Here is a 13,689-nt window from a genome sequence, read left to right as displayed (position 1 = left end):
TCGTACGGTCCTCTCTACGGCTGCGCCCGCCCGCCCGGTTCGACTCCGGCCGAGAGCGCCCCGATCAGCGGCCGATGACGCCCGTCACCGCACCGGAGTCGGTGCCCCAGACCTCCTCGTCCTCGGACAGCCAGGTGGTGCGCTGGCGCTCCTTGTCGCCCTGGCCGCCGGCGGCCCCGGCGCCGGCACCGGCACCCATCGGCGGCATCATCGGGCCGCTCATGCCACCGGCGCCGCCGGTGGTCGAGATGCCCCGTCCCATCAGCTGGGACTCCTCGGCGGCGGCAGTCGCGGCCCGTCCCGCGGCGGAGCGGCCGGCCTGCGCCTCGGCGGCGAGTTCGGCGGCCTTGGCCGGGTCGAGCATCGCCGCCGTCCTGCCGCCGATGCCGATGGTCGGCGGGCCGGACGCACCGATGCCGCCGATGCCACCGCGGCCGCCCGAGCCGCCGAACGACTGGCCCGCCAGGTCCGAGCCACCCTTGAACGAGGTGGTGATGCCACCCGTCCCCGTCCCGGTGGAGATCCCGCCGAACGACGGCAGCCCGGTCCAGTTGCCCCCGGTGGAGATCCCCCCGCCGGGGTAGCTGACGCCGGTGCCGGGGCGGCCGGCGATGATGGCGTGCGCCTGGTCGTTCATCAGCTGCTCGAACTGGGAGACCGGCCTGCCGTCCGACCCCCGGACGATGCCGTCCTTGTCGATCGTGTCGTCCTTGCCGAGCACGACCGTGTTGCCGTTGGCGTCCTTCAGCAGGTTGCCGTCCGGGCCGGTGACGGTGCCGTCGTCGTTCCGCTTGGAACCGACCGGCACCTTGAACGCGCCCCCGCCGGTCGTGTTGTCGGTGCCCGGCACGGTCGTCGGCTTGCTGACCGTCGTCCCCGGGGGAACCATGATCGGCTTGCCGTCCTTGTCGAGCACCGGCTTGCCGTCCGGGCCGATCACCTCGCCCTTGCCGTTGACGGTGCTGCCGGGCGGCACGGTGATCGGCTTGCCGTCCTTGCCGAGGAGCGGCTTTCCCTTTCCGTCCAGCAGCGTCGACTGGCCGCCGCCACCGGGGCCCTTGTTGCCACCGATGCCGCCGGGGTTCCCGGGCACCGTCGTGGGCGGTGGAGGCGGGATCTTGCCCGTGCCGGAGCCGCCCCCGGGTCCCTTCTTGTCCTTGTTGTCACCGATCCCGCCGATCCCGCCGGTGCCGCCACCGCCCGCACCGCCGCCCGCACCGCCGTCACCCGCGCCGCCGCCGCCGGTACCGGGCGGCGGCTTGGGGCCCTCCTGGGTCGGCGGCTTGTCGGCCGGCAGCCACTTCTGCGGGGGTTCGAGCTTCTGGAGGACGGCGGCGGCGTGCGCGTACGCCGTCTTGAAGGTGGCCATCACCTCGGTCGCCTGCTTGTCCAGGACGATCTCGATCCACGAGGTCCAGATCTTCTTGGAGATCTCGTCGATCCACGCCTTCAGGGCTTCCTTGTCGTCCGGCGACGGGGCCGCTCCGGTGGCCGTGAATTTGAAGGTGCGCGTTCCGTCGCCGTTCGTGGTCATCGTCGGCGTCACGTAGGCCGTGGCCGCGCCGAAGGCCGAGTGGACGCACTCGGACGGCCAGGAGAACGACGCCCCCTTGCCGTCCTCGTCCAGGTCGTCGTTCTTGAGGGCCCACTTCGTCCCCGCCTCGAGTCGGTCCTTCGGGACCGCCCGCCAGGCGGCATAGCCGCTGTACAGCCCCTTGTACGCGGCGCGCAGCGCCTCCCCGGTCTCGCGCAGGCACTTCGCCTTGGCGTCGGCGTCGTCGCCGAGCTCGACGTGCACCTGGATGAGCTGGTTCCGCAGCCCGATGAGGACTTCCTTGAACCGGCCCGCCGCGCTGCCCTGGAACTCGCTGCCGGCGCCCTCGACGCTGTCGGCCCAGCCCTGGACTTTCCCCTGCTGTTCCTTGACCCAGGTGTTGACGGCCGAGATGACCGTCGCCGCCTGATCGAACGTCGCGGCATTGGTGCGGTCGTTGAAGCCGCCGCCCCAGATCAGCGGGCCGAGGATGTTGTCCGCGGCGTGCCCGAAGTGCCCGAGCGGGGTATCGGTGTCGCCGGCGGGCGGCTGGAGCTGCCAGAAGTTCCAGTCGACCGTGACGCCGACGATGGTGCTCCTCTCGTAGACGTCGCCGTCGGCCTTCGGATAGACCCACTCGGCCCACATGTCGAAGCCGGCCTGGCCCTTGTCCTTGTCGTACGGCTTCAGTGCGTCGTTCGTCGACTTGAGGGTGCTGCTGACCTGGATCCCGGTGATCCACGGTTTGCCGATGACGGCGTCCCGGCTCGTGATCGAGCTCTGGGTCGAGGCCGCGAACGCCGCCAGGCCGTCTTCCCACGGATAGTGCTTCGGTGCTGTTTCTGCCATGACTTCCTCCCGGAGGCACACGGGGCGGAGCGGGAACGGAACGGGTGCCGGCCCGGTCGTCGGACGGACGATCCGCCCGACGACCGGGGGGCTCAGCCGGTGCTGGTCGGGGGCTTGGAAGTGCCGCCGCCCAGGACGTCCTTGAAGAGCTCCATCGTCTCCGCCTCCGTCAGGCTGTGGTCCTCGCCGTCCGCGAACATGACGCCGGCCATCTCCAGATCCAGCTTGGTGTGCTTGGCGTCGGTCTGGATCGTGGTCAGTGCGTCCTTCACACTGCCCATGAAGGCGTCGACGCCCGTCTTCAGCGTCTGGATCTCCACCACACTGGTGTTGCCCGGCAGCACGGGCGGACAGTTCTGCACCGTGGTCGCCTCCGTGCCGAGGTCGATCCGGAAGGTCTCCAGATTCCCGGCGAACGCCTTGAGGCCGCTGGTCGAGACCTTGATCGTGCTGTCACCCATGGGGGACCGCCTCCGCCCTCTCGACTAGCCGAACTGCTTTCGCGCGTTCTGGTCGGCCTCGTTCATGATGTGGTGCATGTTGGTGAGCTTCCCGCCGGCGGCGATGATGTCCTGGTTCATCTGTCCGGCGTTGGCCGTCACGGCCTGCTTGAACTCCGTGAAGGCGTCGGCCGCGGCACCCTGGAAGTTTCCGCTCTCGGTCAGGGAGTTGAGCTTGCGCTCCACCTCCCACAGGGCGTCGTCCATCAGCTGGCCCGCCTGGCCCAGCTCGCTCGCCGCCTGGGCGACGGTCTCGTGGTGGAGCTGGATGCTCCCGAAGTTGTCCATCGACATGAGCTCGTTCCTTTCCTCTCCGTGGCGCGCCGTCAGGCGCCGTTCAGCGCGTCGACGATGCCGTCGGCGGCGTGCAGCCGGGCCTCTTCCTCGGCGTGGCTGAGGACCTGGTCGGCGACCTTGGTGGACTCCGCGAAGCGCTCGAACGCGCCGATGACCGTGTGGTAGCGGGTCATCCAGTCCTCGACCTTCTGCTGGAAGGTCGAGCTGGCCCCGGAGATGTATCCGCTGGCCAGTTCCTGCTTGATCCGCTCGACCGTGCGGCCGGCGGTGATCATGCCCTCGATCTGCTGCTCGATGTCGGACAGCGCCTTGCGGATCGCCTCGTCCTGTTTGTTCAAGTTCGCCGGCGTGCTCACCAGGTGCTCCTTTCTCTCCGCGCGCCGGTCGCGCGCGGCTCTGATCGACTCAACGGGACCGCCGCGACCGGCGGTTCAGCCGCACGTCGCCGTCGTGGCGGCGGGCCCGGCGGCGTCGAGCGCAACGCCCGCGACGGGCACGCCGGCGGTTCCGGGAACCCCTGCGGTGACCGCCGCGACGGTGGGCGCGGACGAGGCCGCGGCGTCCGCCAGGGCCGCCGGGTCGAGGCCCGGGCCGGCCGGCAGCAGGGCCACCACCGCGGCCGGGACGGCGACCGGCGTCGCGCCGCCGTAACCGAGCTGTTTGACGACCGCCGCCGAGGGCAGCGGGTAGCGCACCCCGGCCTCGGTGACCAGGTACTCGGTGCCACCGGCGCCGGCGCCCGACAGGGCGCGCACCAGGGCGCCGCGCCCCGGCCGGACGGCGATCCGATCGGCGACGGTGCAGGCCGCGCCCGCCGTGCCGCTCGCCGGACCGGCCGGGGCCGCCGGGGGGCGGCCCTCGTAGGCCCGGCCGGCGGGCAGCACGGTGACGGCGGTGGTCGGGGCGCCGGCGCCGGTGTGCAGGTCCGCGCAGACGCCCTCGCCGTGCAGCGGGGCGACCAGCGTCGGCGGCGCCTCCGGGAGCCCCGGGGGCGGCGGTCCGCCGGGCGCGGTGTGCCCGGCGAGGTCCAGGGCGCCGATCGGCGCGGGCGCCGGGGCCGCGCTGCCGTACGCCTCCTTCTGGGTGCGCGGGTCACCGAGCAGCAGGGCGTACAGGGTCGGGGTGAGCGGGGCGAGGCCGTCCTTGGTGAGCAGGTAGTGCGCGCCGCCGGGGGCCTCGAAGAGCTGGCCGATCCGGGTCGGCTTCCCGCCCAGCGCCGGGCCCGCCTCGCCGCGCCGGGCGACGGCGGGCGCCGCGAGGTCGGGCCCGGCCGGCAGCGCGTTCAGCACCCCGGCCGGCACCGGGAACGGCGTCGCACCGCCGTAGCCGAGCGCCTGGAGCGCCTGGTTGGCGGTGTCGACGCGCAGCCGCTGGCCCTGCCAGAGCAGATGCGTCGAGCCGTCCGGGGCGGCGACCAGCAGACCCTGGCCGGGCGCCAGCGCCCGCCCCTCGGCCGCCGGGTCCACCAGCAGGGCGAGCTTCGGTACCGGGGTGCCGGTCGGGCCGGGCTGGGCGGTGGCGCAGACCAGCCAGGTGCCGCCCGCCAGGTCGGCGGCCGGCGGCAGCCCGTCCGGGGCGCCGACGATCCCGACCGGGGCGCCGCGCGGCGCGTCCGCGATCGACGCCCGGCTCACCTGCCGCACCGTCATCTGCTCACCGGCCAGCAGCCTGGCGCTGGTGTCGTTCAGCACCGGGTGCAGCTGCCCGCCGATGGACAGGTACCGGGCACCGGTCTCCTCGACCACCACCAGCGTGCCGGGCTTGGCCCAGCCGTCACCGCCACCGGGCCGGATCACCCCGTACACCGTGACGCCCAGCCCGATCAGCACCCCCACCGCCAGGCCCGTCATGGTGCCCCGGGTGGTACGCCCGGTGGGGGTGTCCGGCGCGTCGGGCTCCGCCCGCAGCATGCCCGAGGCCAGCCTGCTCATCACGAACAGGTGTGCCTGCACCTGGTCGCGTCGGGACTGCATCCAGTTCCTCCCCGGTTCCTCACGGACGCACCCGCTGCTTCGCGGCCGCACCGCTGCGCGCGCCCACTACGGTCCTACGGCCCCCCGCACCGGCCGGGTTCACCGCCCCCGCCCGGCCCGCGGCGGCCGGACGTCGCCGCCCGGGCCCACCGGGACGGGGCCGGGCGCGCCAGGACGGGGCCGGCCCCCACCCGTCACTCGCATCGGCGCCGCGAAGTGGCATGCCCGGGGTGCCTGGCCGAGGCTGGGGCGGGGGTCCCGCCTCAGAGGGGTACGGTGCCGATGTTCGAGACGAGCTTTGCCTTCCCGCGTTCGCTGGAGGAACCGGTGGCCGGCGCCCGGGGCCGGGTGGCGGTGGTCGGGGCGGGCGTCGCCGGGCTGGTGTGCGCCTACGAGCTGCAGCGCCGCGGATTCGACGTCGTCGTGTACGAGCGGGCGAACCGGCCGGGCGGGCGGGTGCGCACCCACCGCTTCTGGGACGGCACCCACGTGGACCTCGGCGCCATGCGCATCCCCGGCAACCACCACTGCGTGCTGCACTACGTCTCCCGGTTCCGGCTCGCGACCCGCCCCTTCGTCAACGCCAACCCGCACGCCTACTACCACCTGCGCGGCCGGCGGGCCCGGGTGCAGGACGTCGCGACGCTGTTCCCCGCGTACGAGCTGCGCCCGGCCGAGCGGCAGCCCCCGGGCCCGGTGCTGGACCACCTGCTCGGTTCGGTGTGGCGCACCCTGACCGTGGAGCAGCAGCGCCGCACCCTGGAGGGCCACTGGGACGACCCGGCGCTGGAGCGGGCGGCCTCGGTGTCGCTGTGGCAGTTCGTCCACGAGCACCTGTCGCAGGACGCCTGGGACCTGGTCGGCCACGCCACCGGCCTCGCCCACTACGAGCAGTCCTCGCTGCTGGAGGTGCTGGTCGACTACTTCGGCCTGTTCCACCGCGGGCAGGTCGAGCTGGTCGACGGGCTGGAGGCGCTGATCCACGCCTTCGTCGGCTCGCTGCGCCCCGGCACGCTGCGGCTCTCCACCCAGGTCGACGAACTGACGCTGACCACGGACGGCGTCCGGCTGCACGGCCGGCGGATCGGCGCCCGGCTGCACGAGGACGTCGACTACGTCGTGTGCTGCGTCCCGGCGCCCGCGCTCGACCGGATCACCGTCACCCCGGGCCTGCCGCACGCCCAGCGGCACGCCATCCGCGGCATCAGCTACGCGAGCAGCATCAAGACCGTCCTGCACCTCACCCGCCGCCGCTGGGAGCTGGAGGACGGCATCCACGGCGGCGGCAGCTTCACGGACCTGCCGATCCAGCAGTGCTGGTACCCGTCGGACAACGCGGTGCGGGCGAAGAAGGACGGGGTCAACGGCAGCTCCGGCCCCCGCTGGGCGGTGCGCGACCCGCTGCGCTCGGCCGAGCCGACGGCCCTGCTCGGCGCGTACCTGTGGGGTGCCAACGCCCGCCGCTTCGCCGCACTGGAGCCGGCGGACCGGGACGCGCTGGTGCTGGACTGCCTGGAACGGCTCCACCCGGGCATCACGGGGGACGTGGACGACATCGTGCACTGCAACTGGGACGTGCAGACCGGCATGGGCGGCGGCGCCTTCGCCCACCTGACGCCCGGCGAGCACACCCGCTACCTGTCCGTGCTCGGCTCCGCGCACCCGGCGGGGCAACCGCGGATCTTCTTCGCCGGCGAGCACCTGTCCGGCGCCCACGCCTGGTGCCAGGGCGCGGCGCAGTCCGCCCTCGGCGCGGTGGGCGCGCTGCTCGACCGGGCGGGGCACCCCCGGGTCGTCACCCGGGTGGGGGCGGTGTGACGGAGGACGAGGCCCGTCCGGCGCCGGACCCCGCCCCGGCGCCGGACCTCGCGGACCCGAACCCGACGGACCCGGGCCCCGCCGCGGACCCCGCCGCGGGCCCTGGCCCGGCACTCGGCCGGGCCGAACTGCTGGCCCCGTTCCGGCCCGGCCGCGGCGAACTGATCGGCATCGAGGTCGAGTGCGGCCTGGTCGACCCGGTCACCGGACTGGCCGCCCGCTACGACGGCGACCGCGGCGTGCTGGCCGTCCTGGAGGCCGTGCTGGCCAGGTGGGGCGGCGAGCGGCAGGAGGACGCCGGACGGCTCACCGGGGTCCGGCTCCCGGACGGCAGCCAGATCACCCTGGAGCACGGCGGCCAGATCGAGTACTCCTCGACGCCCGTCCCGTCCGTGGCCAGGGCGGTGGACGACATGCGCGCCGCCCTGGAGCAACTCGCCGAGCTGGTCGGCCGGTTCGGCCTCGCCCTGCTGCCCGGCGCCTACCTGCCCTTCGACCGGCTCGCCGACATGCGGTGGGTGCCGATAACCCGGGGCGCCATCATGCGGGACTACTTCACCGGGCTCGGCGAGCCCGGCAGCCGCGCCCGGTACGTGATGGCACTGTCGCTGTCCACCCAGGTCACCCTGGACTACCTCTCCCCCGCCGACTTCACCCGCAAGCTGCGGATGCAGACCGCCGCCGCCCCGGTGATCTCCGCCCTGCTCGTCAACTCGCCTCTACAGGAGGGAAGTTCCTCCAGCGAGCGGCTGTCCCACCGGTGCTGGGCCTGGCTGCGGATGGACCCCCGCCGGGGCGGAGTGCTGCCGCCCGCGCTGCGCCCCGACGTCACCGTCGGGTCCGTCGTCGACTGGGCGCTCGACATCCCGCTGATCCACTACCGCACCCCGGACGGCCGCTACCACCCGGCTCCCCCCGGGCGCACCTTCGCCGAACTGCTCCGGCACGGCTACCCGGACGGCTCGCGGCCGACCCCGGCCCACTGGAGGGCCCACCTCAACCAGCTCTGGACCAGCACCAGGGTCCGCGACACCCTGGAGCTGCGCGCCTCGGACGGCCCGCCGTACCCGTTCGTCCCGGCCGTCCCGGCGCTCTGGGCCGGGCTCAGCTACCACCCCGCCTCCCTCTCCGCCGCCTGGGAGCTGCTCGGCCGCTACACCCTGCACGACCACCGGGCGGCGCTCGCCGAGCTGCCCGCCCTCGGCCTGGCCACCCGCCTCGGCGGCGACCCGGTCCGCCCGCTGGCCGCCGAGCTGCTGCGGCTGGCCCGGGCCGGCCTCGCCGCCCGGATCGCGGCCGGCCTCGAACCGCCGCACGTGCTCGGGTACCTGGACCCGCTGGAGGAGATCCTCGCCACCGGACGGACCTTCGCCGAGCAGTGCCGCGAGCGCTGGCACGGGGACCTGCGCCGCGACCCGGCCCGCTACGTCGCCGCCTACCGGGTCTGACGCCCCGGCGGACCCCGCGGCGGACACCTCCGCGTCAGCAGTTCGTCAGCGCGGTGTCAGCAGCCCGTCAATCCGGCCCGCGGCGGCCGCGAACCGGCGGAAGCTGGACGGACCGCACCTGCACGACCCGCAGGTCCTCCCGGAGGTGAGCCGCATGTCCGTCCTCGCTGGGTTCCGTTCCGTCGTCCCCGACGTGCCCCGCCACGGCCACGGCCTGCGCACCGCCGTCGCGCGGGTGCTGGACCGGCTGGCCGCCAGCCCGCTCGACAACACCGTGCTCGGCGCGATCGGTACGCCCCGCCCGGCCGGCCGCCCGTCCGGCCCGCGCGCCCGGCGGCGGCCCGGCGCGGACCGCCATTCGGCGCAGCGCTCCCCCGCACGGCACGGCCCCGACCCGGGGTGCGCGCCTATGGTGGGCGAATGACCGATCGTCGGACCGCCCGGCCCGGCGTCGCCCGGGTGGGGTACCTCGTCGCCGCCGCCGCTTTCGCCGTCTGCATGGCGGGCACCACCCTGCCCACCCCGCTGTACGGGCTGTACCAGGAGAAGCTCGGCTTCTCCGAGCTGACGGTGACGGTCGTGTTCGCGGTGTACGCCTTCGGTGTCATCGGCGTCCTGCTGCTGATCGGCAACGTCTCGGACTCCGTCGGCCGCCGGCCCGTGCTGCTCTGCGGGCTGGTCTGCTCGGCGGCCAGCGCCGTGGTCTTCCTCACCGCGGACAGCGTCGCCCTGCTCTGCCTGGGCCGCCTGCTGTCCGGGTTCTCGGCCGGCCTGTTCACCGGCACCGGGACGGCGTACGTGCTGGAACTCGCCCCGCCCGGGCACCGGGCCCGCGCGGGCTTCGTCGCGACCGCCGCCAACATGGGCGGGCTCGGCTGCGGGCCACTGCTGTCGGGCGTGCTCTCGCAGTACGCACCCAACCCCCTGGTCCTGCCGTTCGTCGTGCACCTGGGGCTGCTGGCCGTCTCGTTCGCGCTCACCTGGCTGCTGCCCGAGACGGTCCCCGGGGCCCGCCCGCTGCGCACGGCCCGGCCCGACCGGCCGTCCCTGCCGCCGGAGGTCCGGCGGGTGTTCGTGCCGGCCGCGGTCGCCGCCTTCGCCGGCTTCTCCCTGCTGGGCCTGTTCACCTCGGTCAGCCCCGCCTTCCTCGCCGTCGACCTGGGGGTCCACAACCGCGCGGTGATCGGCCTGGTGGTCTTCACGGCCTTCTTCGCCTCCACCCTCGGCCAGCTCCTGGTGCCCCGGCTCGGCACCGCCCGGGCGATCCCGCTGGGCTGCCTGGTGCTGATCGCCGGGATGGCCCTGCTGGCCGCCTCGCTCGCCCGGGAGACCCTGCTCCCGCTGGTGCTCAGCGCCCTGGTGGGCGGCGCCGGGCAGGGCATGGGCCTGCGCGGGGCGGTGGGCGAGGTGGCCGCGGCCGCTCCCGCCGAGCACCGCGGCGGCGCCCTGTCGGCGCTGTTCGTGGTCGCCTACTTCGGCATCTCGGTCCCGGTGATCGGGGTGGGCCTGCTCACCGGACCGCTCGGCCTGGCCCAGGCGGGTCTGGTCTTCGCCGCCTGCATGGCCGTGCTCGCCGCCGCCTCCGGCGTCTACCTGCTGCGCCAGGCGCGCCGCGTCGGGAGCTGACCCCCGCGCGCCCCCGTACACGCCCGTCGCGCGCCGCCCGCGCACGCCCGCCGGGTGCCGCCCGCACCCGCTTGCCGCGCGGGCCGGGTGCCGATAGACACGAGCCAGATACCTTGCGTGACACCCGGAGGTCCCCGCCATGAGCGTGACGAGCCGCTACCTGGACGCCTGGGAGGCCTTCTGGCGCGATGCGCCCGGGGAACCGGGCGCGGTGATCTGGGACGCCGAACCGGCCCTCGGTGCCGAACGCCACCTCACACTGTTCCGCCCCCACCTGGCCGACCCCGCACTGCCCGTCGTCGACCTGGGCTGCGGCAACGGCACCCAGACCCGCTTCCTCGCCGAGCACGTCCCGCTCGCCCTCGGGGTCGACCTGTCCGCCGCCGCGGTGGACCGCGCCCGGCGCGGCGACCCCGCCGGGCGGGCCGAGTTCACCCGGTTGGACGCCACCGACGCCGAGGCCGTCCGGGCGCTCCACCGGCGCCTCGGCGACGCCAACGTGTACGTGCGCGGGGTGATCCACCAGAGCGAGCCGGCCGACCGCCAACGCGTGGCCGAAGGCATTCGCATCCTGCTCGGGGCCCGCGGCCGGGCCTTCGTGTTCGAGCTCGCCGAGGCGGCCAAGGGCGTGCTGGAGGCGCTGGTCCGCGGCCCGTCCGGCCCGCCCCCGAAGCTGCGCCCCGTGTTCGCCCACGGGCTCGCCCCGGCCGAGGTCGCCGACGCGGTCTTCCCCGAGCTGTTCCGCGCGGCCGGACTCGACGTCCTCGCCACCGGTGAACTGCCGCTGGCCACCACCGAGTCCACCCCCGACGGCGCCCGGATCGAGCTGCCCGCGCACTGGCTGGTCGCCGGGCCGCGCGGGTCCGCGCCGCTCTGAGCCCGGCGCGGCCGACCGGCCCTACTCGGGCCGGATGTTCAGGTTGCCGCGCAGGACGTTCGCCGGGTCGTAGGCCTTCTTCACGGCCGCGAGCCGGGCGTAGCGCTCCGGGCCGTAGATCTCCCGTGCCTTCCGGTCGCCCTCGCCCTGGACGTAGTTGGCGTACGCCCCGCCGGTGCCGAAGGCCTCCAGGCCCTCCACCGTCGCCCGCGACCAGGCGATGTGCTCCGCGTCCCGCGCCGGGTCGGTCCAGTGCGCCTCCGCCGTCACCTGGTAGGGCGCGGCGCGGCCGGGGAAGGCGGAGTCCTCCTCGGGGACGTCCGCGATGGCGCCGCGCAGGAACTCGAAGTCGATCGAGCAGAGCAGGGACGGGTTGGCCCTGGTCGCCTCGACCAGCCGGGCCACGGCCTCGGGCGAAAGATCCTGGAGGTAGCGGGACTTGACGAAGTAGCGGTCGCCCTTGGGCTCGCTGCTGTCGCCGAGCGCCTGCAGCTGCGGGTAGGTCATGGGGATGCTGACGCGGGCCGCGGGCCCGACCTCCCGGTAGAGCGCCTCGGTCCGCGCCCGGCCCTCCTCCGGGTCCCCGGTCCACACCGCCAGGAGCAGCAGCGCGTGCCGCCCCCGCAGGTGCTCCGGTATCCACTCCTGCTCGCCCGCGCGCTTCAGCCCGCCGACGACGTGCAGGCCGGCCGGCTGCCGCGCGGTGTACGCCCGGTAGGCGGCCAGGGCCTCGGGGACGTCGTCCAGCGCGTGGACGCCCATGCTGAAGAGCGCCGGTCCGACCGGGCGCAGCCGCAGCGTGAAGCGGGTGACCACGCCGAAGTTCCCGCCGCCGCCGCGCAGCGCCCAGAGCAGTTCGGGGTGGCTCTCCTCGGTGGCCTCGACCACCGAGCCGTCGGCGAGGACGACCTCGGCGGCGAGGATGTGGTCGCAGGTCAGGCCCCAGCGGCGGGCGAGCCAGCCGTATCCGCCGCCGAGGGCCAGTCCGCCCAGGCCGGTGTGGGAGATGACGCCGGCGGGGCAGGCCAGTTCGTACGGGGCGGTGGCCCGGTCGAGGTCGCCGAGCAGGCAGCCGCCCTGGGCCTCGGCGGTGCGGGCCCCCGGGTCGACGGTGACGGCGCGCATCGGCGACAGGTCGATCATCAGCGCGCCGTCGGCGACGGCGCTGCCGCCGACGTTGTGGCCGCCGCCGCGGACGGTGACGTCGAGGCCGTGGGCCGCCGCGTGGCGCAGCGCCTCGCTCACGTCCGCCGCGGTGCGGCAGCGGGCGATGCGGGCGGGGCGGCGGTCGTGCATCCCGTTCCACACCGCGCGCGCCTCGTCGTACCCGGCGTCGCCGGGGCTCAGCCAGTGCCCGGGCGGTGTCGCCCGTGGCAGAACGTCGTCCTCCGGCATGGCGGCACCCCCCGTGATCGATGCATGGCGTACACACGATAGGTGGCCCGTCGACACTGTGTGCGTGAAGATTTGATGATCCATCAGATTTCGGCCATCCTCCGTTCCGGGCCGAACCCTCCCGGACGGGTCACGCCGGCGACCCGGCCGGCCCCGATCGCCGCTGGTCAGCCTCGGACCGCCCGGCGGAGCGCTCAAGTCCCGCAGCCGACCGGGATCTTGGCGCATTTGCGGGGCCGGAGCGACGAAAGCGCTCGAACAACGGGGCCCGCCGTGTTTTGCTTCCCTGCACATGACATCGGTCGGCACGACGGCAACGGGGTGAGGGATGGCTGGGACCGAAGGCGCTCCGGACCGGCCGCGTCCGTCGGGCGTGGCCCGCTACCGCACCCGCGGCGTTCCCGGCCTGCACGACCGCTTCATCCGCGACGCCCGCTCGCACGACTGGGAGCCGGCCGAGGTGGTCCACCGGGCCCTGCGGGACCGGACCGCGACCGCCCAGCCCTCCGAGCTCTCCTGGCTGCTCGCGAGCGGCAGCACCTACGCCGAACAGGTCGGCATGGACGTGGCGGCCGGCCTGCTGCACGCCTGCCCCGAGGGCGACATGAAGCTGGTGCTGGCCACCGCGGTGGCCGACGAGGCCAAGCACTCGGCAGTCTTCCACCGCTACGCGCACGCCGTCGCCGGGTCGGTCAAGGATCCGGGCGACGCCGTCGAGGAGTTGTCGCGCGACCTGTGGTCCCTGGACGACTACACCGCCCGCTTCCTGGCCCACACCCTGGCCGAGGGCTTCGCCGCCGACGAGTTCCGCTGGTTCGACGAGGGCCTGCGCGAGGAGGGCCTGGGCGAGGTGTACCGGCTGGTGCGCCGCGACGAGTCCCGCCACGTCGCGCTCGGCATGGCCTACCTCACCCACGGCCCCGGCGCGGATCGACTGCGCCGCATGCCCGCCGAGTTGCTGCTCGCCGCCGAACAGGTGGTGCTGAAGCACAACGACGTGGACAAGCTGGCCTCGCTGGTGCACCGGCTGCTGCCCGGTACTCCGGCACCACGGGTCGCCGCCTGGCTACGGGCGCGACACGCCACCCGCATGCGGGTACTCCTGAACGTCCGGGACGACCGGCAAGAACTGTCCCGGCGCCGAAAATCCACGCGAGAACACATGGAGGTGTGATGGAGATCAAGAAGGTTGCCGTCCGCGCTGAGACCAAGGCGGCCAACAAGTACAGCGTGAGCACACGTCGCGCGAGCAAGTAACGAACACTGGTTCATACCGAGGCGGGCGCCCCCCCCCGGGGGGGGCCGCCGCGCCCCCCGGGGGGTTAAAACAAAAGAAGGAGCCCGCCCCCAAGCAAGTTTTGGTATAGGTGGG

General features: G+C 74.4%; 12 protein-coding genes. 6 read left to right on the top strand and 6 right to left on the bottom strand.

The window, feature by feature from the left end; all coding sequences use genetic code 11:
• Positions 1 to 64 precede the first annotated feature (64 nt).
• From ACWGKU_RS05420 to eccB, 5 genes are all read right to left on the bottom strand, one after another.
• Positions 65 to 2,383 (bottom strand): hypothetical protein, encoded by a 2,319-nt coding sequence (locus ACWGKU_RS05420; protein WP_452177826.1) that lies wholly within the window; start codon positions 2,381 to 2,383, stop codon positions 65 to 67.
• Between the two features lie 92 nt (positions 2,384 to 2,475).
• A complete protein-coding gene (locus ACWGKU_RS05415) occupies positions 2,476 to 2,844 on the bottom strand; it encodes a hypothetical protein (protein ID WP_401052724.1) in 369 nt (122 codons plus the stop codon).
• A 24-nt stretch (positions 2,845 to 2,868) separates the two neighbouring features.
• The gene (locus ACWGKU_RS05410; protein ID WP_401052727.1) at positions 2,869 to 3,177 is read right to left on the bottom strand and encodes a WXG100 family type VII secretion target; all 309 of its coding nucleotides are present in this window, start codon (positions 3,175 to 3,177) and stop codon (positions 2,869 to 2,871) included.
• 32 nt (positions 3,178 to 3,209) lie between these two features.
• Positions 3,210 to 3,536 carry a hypothetical protein gene (locus tag ACWGKU_RS05405; protein WP_359899443.1) on the bottom strand — a complete coding sequence of 109 codons (327 nt, stop codon included), beginning with the start codon at positions 3,534 to 3,536 and terminating at the stop codon, positions 3,210 to 3,212.
• Between the two features lie 75 nt (positions 3,537 to 3,611).
• Positions 3,612 to 5,153 (bottom strand): type VII secretion protein EccB, encoded by a 1,542-nt coding sequence (gene eccB, locus ACWGKU_RS05400; protein WP_452177825.1) that lies wholly within the window; start codon positions 5,151 to 5,153, stop codon positions 3,612 to 3,614.
• A gap of 282 nt (positions 5,154 to 5,435) precedes the next feature.
• Between eccB and ACWGKU_RS05395 the strand changes: the two genes are divergently transcribed.
• The 5 genes from ACWGKU_RS05395 to ACWGKU_RS05375 all read left to right on the top strand — a co-directional run bounded on the left by ACWGKU_RS05395 (position 5,436) and on the right by ACWGKU_RS05375 (position 10,922).
• Complete coding sequence (locus ACWGKU_RS05395; RefSeq protein ID WP_452177824.1) at positions 5,436 to 6,971, top strand: flavin monoamine oxidase family protein; 1,536 nt, start codon at positions 5,436 to 5,438, stop codon at positions 6,969 to 6,971.
• Positions 6,968 to 8,419, top strand: a complete 1,452-nt coding sequence (locus tag ACWGKU_RS05390; protein WP_452177823.1) for a glutamate-cysteine ligase family protein — start codon at positions 6,968 to 6,970, stop codon at positions 8,417 to 8,419. Before ACWGKU_RS05395 ends, ACWGKU_RS05390 begins: the two co-directional genes overlap by 4 nt.
• Positions 8,420 to 8,573: 154 nt before the next feature.
• Positions 8,574 to 8,843 (top strand): hypothetical protein, encoded by a 270-nt coding sequence (locus tag ACWGKU_RS05385; RefSeq protein ID WP_452177822.1) that lies wholly within the window; start codon positions 8,574 to 8,576, stop codon positions 8,841 to 8,843.
• Positions 8,840 to 10,045 (top strand): MFS transporter, encoded by a 1,206-nt coding sequence (locus ACWGKU_RS05380; protein ID WP_401051810.1) that lies wholly within the window; start codon positions 8,840 to 8,842, stop codon positions 10,043 to 10,045. Before ACWGKU_RS05385 ends, ACWGKU_RS05380 begins: the two co-directional genes overlap by 4 nt.
• Positions 10,046 to 10,184: 139 nt before the next feature.
• On the top strand, positions 10,185 to 10,922 hold the full coding sequence (locus ACWGKU_RS05375) for a methyltransferase domain-containing protein (RefSeq protein WP_452177821.1): 738 nt from the start codon (positions 10,185 to 10,187) through the stop codon (positions 10,920 to 10,922).
• A gap of 21 nt (positions 10,923 to 10,943) precedes the next feature.
• On the opposite strand, the gene ACWGKU_RS05370 is transcribed toward ACWGKU_RS05375, so the two are convergent.
• The gene (locus ACWGKU_RS05370; RefSeq protein ID WP_401051805.1) at positions 10,944 to 12,317 is read right to left on the bottom strand and encodes an FAD-binding oxidoreductase; all 1,374 of its coding nucleotides are present in this window, start codon (positions 12,315 to 12,317) and stop codon (positions 10,944 to 10,946) included.
• Between the two features lie 328 nt (positions 12,318 to 12,645).
• Between ACWGKU_RS05370 and ACWGKU_RS05365 the strand changes: the two genes are divergently transcribed.
• Positions 12,646 to 13,491: a ferritin-like domain-containing protein gene (locus ACWGKU_RS05365; RefSeq protein WP_380545078.1), complete on the top strand. Its 846-nt coding sequence runs from the start codon at positions 12,646 to 12,648 to the stop codon at positions 13,489 to 13,491.
• Positions 13,492 to 13,689: the final 198 nt, after the last annotated feature.

It is taken from the genome of Kitasatospora sp. NPDC054768, from assembly GCF_053612025.1.
This window is presented reverse-complemented; position numbering and strand designations above follow the sequence as displayed.